Here is a 5,365-nt window from a genome sequence, read left to right as displayed (position 1 = left end):
AATTACCAACACGACCTAATAGAATAATTAGAATGAAAGAAGAAGGTCGATCTGGGTTACGGTGAAGTTAAAAACCACCAGGGCTTCTCTTCCAACGTGATGAACACCGGCGGTGAAGTTCACCTGGCCATGGCGTTCAACCCGTCCCACCTGGAAATCGTTTCCCCGGTGGTCGAGGGTTCGGTTCGCGCCCGCCAGGATCGTCGTAACGACCTGACCGGTGAGAAAGTCCTGCCGATCTCCATCCACGGTGACGCGGCATTCGCCGGTCAAGGCGTGGTGATGGAAACCTTCCAGATGTCGCAGACCCGCGGTTTCAAGACCGGCGGTACCGTGCACATCGTGATCAACAACCAGGTTGGTTTCACCATCAGCAACCCGCTGGACTCGCGTTCCACCGAGTACGCCACCGACGTCGCGAAGATGATCCAGGCGCCGATCCTCCATGTGAATGGTGATGATCCGGAAGCCGTGTTGTTCGTGACCCAGCTGGCCATCGACTACCGCATGCAGTTCAAGCGTGACGTGGTGATCGATCTGGTCTGCTACCGTCGTCGCGGCCACAACGAGGCCGACGAGCCAAGCGGCACCCAGCCAATCATGTACCAGCAGATCACCAAACAGCGCACCACCCGTGAGCTGTATGCCGATCGCCTGACCCAGGGCGGAGTGCTGGACGCAGAGCGTGTTCAGGCCAAGGTCGACGAATACCGCAACGCGCTGGACAACGGCCTGCACGTAGTGAAAAGCCTGGTCAAGGAGCCGAACAAAGAGTTGTTCGTGGACTGGCGTCCGTATCTGGGCCACGCCTGGACCGCGCGTCACGACACTCGCTTCGACCTGAAGACCTTGCAGGAACTGTCCGCCAAGCTGCTGGAAATCCCGGAAGGCTTCGTGGTTCAGCGCCAGGTTGCGAAGATCTACGAAGACCGTCAGAAGATGCAAGCCGGCGGCCTGCCGATCAACTGGGGTTACGCCGAAACCATGGCGTACGCGACCCTGGCGTTCGAAGGTCACCCGATCCGCATGACCGGCCAGGACATCGGCCGCGGTACGTTCTCGCACCGTCATGCCGTGTTGCACAACCAGAAGGACGCGGGCACCTACATCCCGCTGCAGAACCTGTACGAAGGTCAGCCACGCTTCGACCTGTACGACTCGTTCCTGTCCGAAGAAGCGGTACTGGCGTTCGAGTACGGTTACTCGACCACCACACCGAACGCACTGGTTATCTGGGAAGCCCAGTTCGGCGACTTCGCCAACGGCGCCCAGGTTGTAATCGACCAGTTCATCACCAGTGGCGAGCACAAGTGGGGCCGTCTGTGCGGTCTGACCATGCTGCTGCCGCACGGTTATGAAGGTCAGGGGCCGGAGCACTCCTCGGCTCGTCTGGAGCGTTACCTGCAGCTGTGCGCCGAGCACAACATCCAGGTATGCATGCCGACGACGCCGGCACAGATCTACCACTTGCTGCGCCGTCAGGTGATTCGCCCGCTGCGCAAACCACTGGTAGTCCTGACTCCGAAGTCGCTGCTGCGCCACAAACTGGCCATCTCGACCCTGGAAGATCTGGCCGAAGGTTCGTTCCAGACCGTTATCCCGGAAATCGATGCCCTGGACCCGAAAAAGGTCGAGCGCGTTGTCCTGTGTAGCGGCAAGGTCTACTACGACCTGCTGGAGAAACGTCGTGCCGAAGGCCGTGACGATATCGCCATCGTGCGTATCGAGCAGCTGTACCCATTCCCTGAGGACGACTTGAAAGAGGTCCTGGCTCCCTACACCAACGCCAAAGCTGCCGTCTGGTGCCAGGAAGAGCCGATGAACCAGGGTGCGTGGTACTGCAGCCAACACCACATGCGTCGCAGCATCAGCCACCTCAACAAGTCTCTCGTACTCGAGTACGCGGGCCGTGAGGCTTCTGCTGCACCGGCATGCGGTTACGCATCGATGCACGCCGAACAGCAGGAAAAACTGCTGCAAGACGCCTTTACTGTTTAACGCCTTCGCGCACCTGAAACCGAATTTAAGGACCCACAGATAATGGCTATCGAAATCAAAGCCCCCACTTTCCCGGAATCGGTTGCCGATGGCACCGTTGCCACCTGGCACAAGCAACCGGGCGACGCGGTCAAGCGCGATGAACTGATCGTCGACATCGAAACCGATAAAGTCGTACTCGAAGTGTTGGCTACCGCTGATGGCGTGCTGGGCGCTATCGTCAAGAACGAAGGCGACACCGTTCTGTCCGACGAAGTCCTGGGCTCCATCGAAGCGGGCGGCGCTGCTGCCGCTCCAGCCGCCGCGGCACCTGCCGCCGCTGCCCAGGCTGCTGCCCCTGCCGCTGAAGGCGAAGACGATCCAGTCGCCGCTCCTGCTGCGCGCAAGCTGGCTGAAGAAAACGGCATCAACATCGCTTCCGTTGCCGGCACCGGCAAAGGCGGTCGCGTGACCAAGGAAGACGTGGTTGCAGCTGTTGCTGCCAAGAAAGCCGCTCCGGCTGCCGCGCCTGCCAAGGCTGCCGCACCTGCCGCTGCTGCTCCGGTGTTCGCCGCTGGCGATCGCATCGAGAAGCGCGTACCGATGACCCGCGTGCGGGCCACCGTTGCCAAGCGCCTGGTCGAAGCCCAGTCGAACATGGCGATGCTGACCACTTTCAACGAAGTCGACATGACTGAAGTCATGGCCCTGCGTTCGAAGTACAAGGATCTGTTCGAGAAGTCCCACAACGGCGTGCGCCTGGGCTTCATGTCGTTCTTCGTCAAGGCGGCCACCGAAGCGCTGAAACGCTTCCCGGCTGTCAACGCCTCGATCGACGGCGCCGACATCGTTTACCACGGCTACGCTGACGTCGGCGTTGCAGTTTCCAGCGATCGCGGCCTGGTTGTACCGGTTCTGCGTAACGCCGAACTGATGAGCCTGGCTGAAATCGAAGGCGGCATCGCCACCTTCGGCAAGAAAGCCCGCGACGGCAAACTGTCGATGGACGAAATGACCGGTGGTACCTTCACCATCACCAACGGCGGTACTTTCGGTTCGATGATGTCGACCCCGATCGTCAACCCGCCACAAGCAGCCATCCTGGGCATGCACAACATCATCCAGCGTCCTATGGCCGTCAACGGTCAGGTCGTTATCCGTCCGATGATGTACCTGGCCCTGTCCTACGATCACCGTCTGATCGATGGCAAAGAAGCTGTGACTTTCCTGGTGACCATCAAGAACCTGCTGGAAGATCCGGCTCGTCTGTTGCTGGATATCTGATAGAAGCAGTCGCGAGCTGCAAGCCCAGGCTGTCGGAAAACCCGCAGCCTGGCTTGTCGCTTGCGACTTCAAGCTTTTCGCTAAAGAGGATTTTTTGAATGTCGCAGAAATTTGACGTAGTAGTGATCGGTGCGGGCCCTGGCGGTTACGTTGCCGCCATCAAGGCCGCACAGCTGGGTCTTTCGACCGCCTGCATCGAGAAGTACACCGACAAGGATGACAAACTGGCTCTGGGCGGTACTTGCCTGAACGTCGGCTGCATTCCGTCCAAGGCGCTGCTGGACAGCTCCTGGAAGTACAAGGAAGCCAAAGAAGGCTTCGCGATCCACGGTATCAACCACGCTGGCGTGACCATGGACGTGCCAGCAATGGTCGGCCGTAAAGCCACCATCGTCAAAGGCCTGACCTCTGGTGTTGCGACCCTGTTCAAAGCCAACGGTGTGACCTCCATCCAGGGTCACGGCAAGCTGCTGGCCGGCAAGAAAGTCGAAGTCACCAAGCCTGACGGTTCGGTTGAAGTCATCGAAGCCGAAAACGTGATCCTGGCTCCAGGTTCGCGTCCGATCGACATTCCACCGGCTCCGGTCGACCAGAATGTGATCGTTGACTCCACCGGCGCCCTGGAATTCCAATCGGTACCAAAACGCCTGGGCGTGATCGGCGCTGGCGTGATCGGTCTGGAACTGGGTTCGGTCTGGTCGCGTCTGGGCGCAGAAGTGACTGTCCTGGAAGCCCTGGACACCTTCCTGATGGCCGCTGACGCCGCCGTTTCCAAGGAAGCGCTGAAAACCCTGACCAAACAGGGCCTGGACATCAAGCTGGGCGCTCGCGTGACCGGTTCCAAAGTGAACGGCGACGAAGTCGTGGTGAACTACACTGATGCCAACGGCGAACAGAACATCACTTTCGACAAGCTGATCGTAGCCGTTGGTCGCCGTCCGGTGACCACTGATCTGCTGGCTGCCGACTGCGGCGTGACCCTGGACGAGCGCGGTTTCGTGCACGTCGATGATCACTGCGCCACCACTGTACCGGGCGTCTACGCCATTGGTGACGTGGTTCGCGGCATGATGCTGGCGCACAAGGCGTCGGAAGAAGGCATCATGGTCGTCGAGCGCATCAAGGGCCACAAGGCCCAGATGAACTATGATTTGATCCCTTCGGTTATTTATACTCACCCGGAAATCGCGTGGGTGGGTAAAACCGAGCAGGCCTTGAAAGCTGAAGGCGTTGAAGTTAACGTCGGCACCTTCCCGTTTGCAGCCTCCGGCCGTGCCATGGCTGCCAACGACACCGGTGGTTTCGTCAAGGTCATCGCTGATGCCAAGACAGACCGCGTACTGGGCGTCCACGTGATTGGCCCAAGCGCTGCAGAACTGGTTCAGCAGGGCGCGATCGGTATGGAATTCGGCACCAGCGCTGAAGACCTGGGCATGATGGTTTTCTCCCATCCGACCCTGTCTGAAGCCTTGCACGAAGCTGCTTTGGCAGTGAATGGCGGCGCCATCCACATCGCCAACCGCAAGAAGCGTTAAGACAATAAGAAACCACGGCGGAATGGCCCGTCGTGAGCCTTGCATGCAAGACTCACCGCGGAATATCCGCTGGACGCAGTCTTGCATGGCCGCACCGGGTATCCGGAAAGGCCATGCAAGCAGCAGTCACAGGTGGTGCGGCACTTGAATGAGTGCAGCACCGAATGCGCAGTACCTAACGAAGACGGTAAAAAGCATGAATCTTCACGAGTATCAGGGTAAGCAGCTGTTCGCTGAATACGGCCTGCCAGTTTCTACTGGTTACGCGGTAGACACCCCGGAAGCAGCAGCAGAAGCTTGCGACAAAATCGGCGGCAGCGAGTGGGTTGTCAAAGCCCAGGTCCACGCCGGTGGTCGCGGTAAAGCGGGCGGCGTAAAGCTGGTTCGCAGCAAAGAAGACGCCAAGGCCTTCGCACAGCAGTGGCTGGGCAAGCGTCTGGTGACTTACCAGACTGACGCCACTGGCCAGCCAGTCACCAAGCTCGTGGTTGAATCGTGCACTGATATCGCTTAAGAGCTGTGGCTGGGCGCTGTCGGTGTCCGTTCGTGCGGGCGCATGGGGGGGTTGG

2 protein-coding genes and 2 pseudogenes are annotated in these 5,365 nt (G+C 59.5%); all 4 read left to right on the top strand.

Features of this window, described 5'->3' with window-relative positions:
• Window positions 1–36: 36 nt before the first annotated feature.
• Window positions 37–1,998, top strand: a pseudogene (locus ACIO0C_RS31080) (2-oxoglutarate dehydrogenase E1 component); the annotation flags it as partial.
• Between the two features lie 42 nt (window positions 1,999–2,040).
• On the top strand, window positions 2,041–3,261 hold the full coding sequence (odhB, locus tag ACIO0C_RS31075; protein WP_401318327.1) for a 2-oxoglutarate dehydrogenase complex dihydrolipoyllysine-residue succinyltransferase: 1,221 nt from the start codon (window positions 2,041–2,043) through the stop codon (window positions 3,259–3,261).
• A gap of 98 nt (window positions 3,262–3,359) precedes the next feature.
• Window positions 3,360–4,796 carry a dihydrolipoyl dehydrogenase gene (lpdA, locus tag ACIO0C_RS31070; RefSeq protein WP_020799802.1) on the top strand — a complete coding sequence of 479 codons (1,437 nt, stop codon included), beginning with the start codon at window positions 3,360–3,362 and terminating at the stop codon, window positions 4,794–4,796.
• A 196-nt stretch (window positions 4,797–4,992) separates the two neighbouring features.
• Window positions 4,993–5,307: pseudogene (locus tag ACIO0C_RS31065) on the top strand (ATP-grasp domain-containing protein); the annotation flags it as partial.
• Between the last annotated feature and the right edge of the window lie 58 nt (window positions 5,308–5,365).

Source organism: Pseudomonas sp. NPDC087336, assembly GCF_044744285.1.
Lineage (GTDB): Bacteria > Pseudomonadota > Gammaproteobacteria > Pseudomonadales > Pseudomonadaceae > Aquipseudomonas.
Note: the sequence above shows the minus strand (reverse complement) of the source record. Positions and strands in the feature narration are given on the sequence as shown.

Coding starts and splice junctions, on each gene's coding strand:
- odhB (WP_401318327.1), top strand. CDS start 2,041: ATGGCTATCGAAATCAAAGCCCCCACTTTCCCGGAATCGGTTGCCGAT.
- lpdA (WP_020799802.1), top strand. CDS start 3,360: ATGTCGCAGAAATTTGACGTAGTAGTGATCGGTGCGGGCCCTGGCGGT.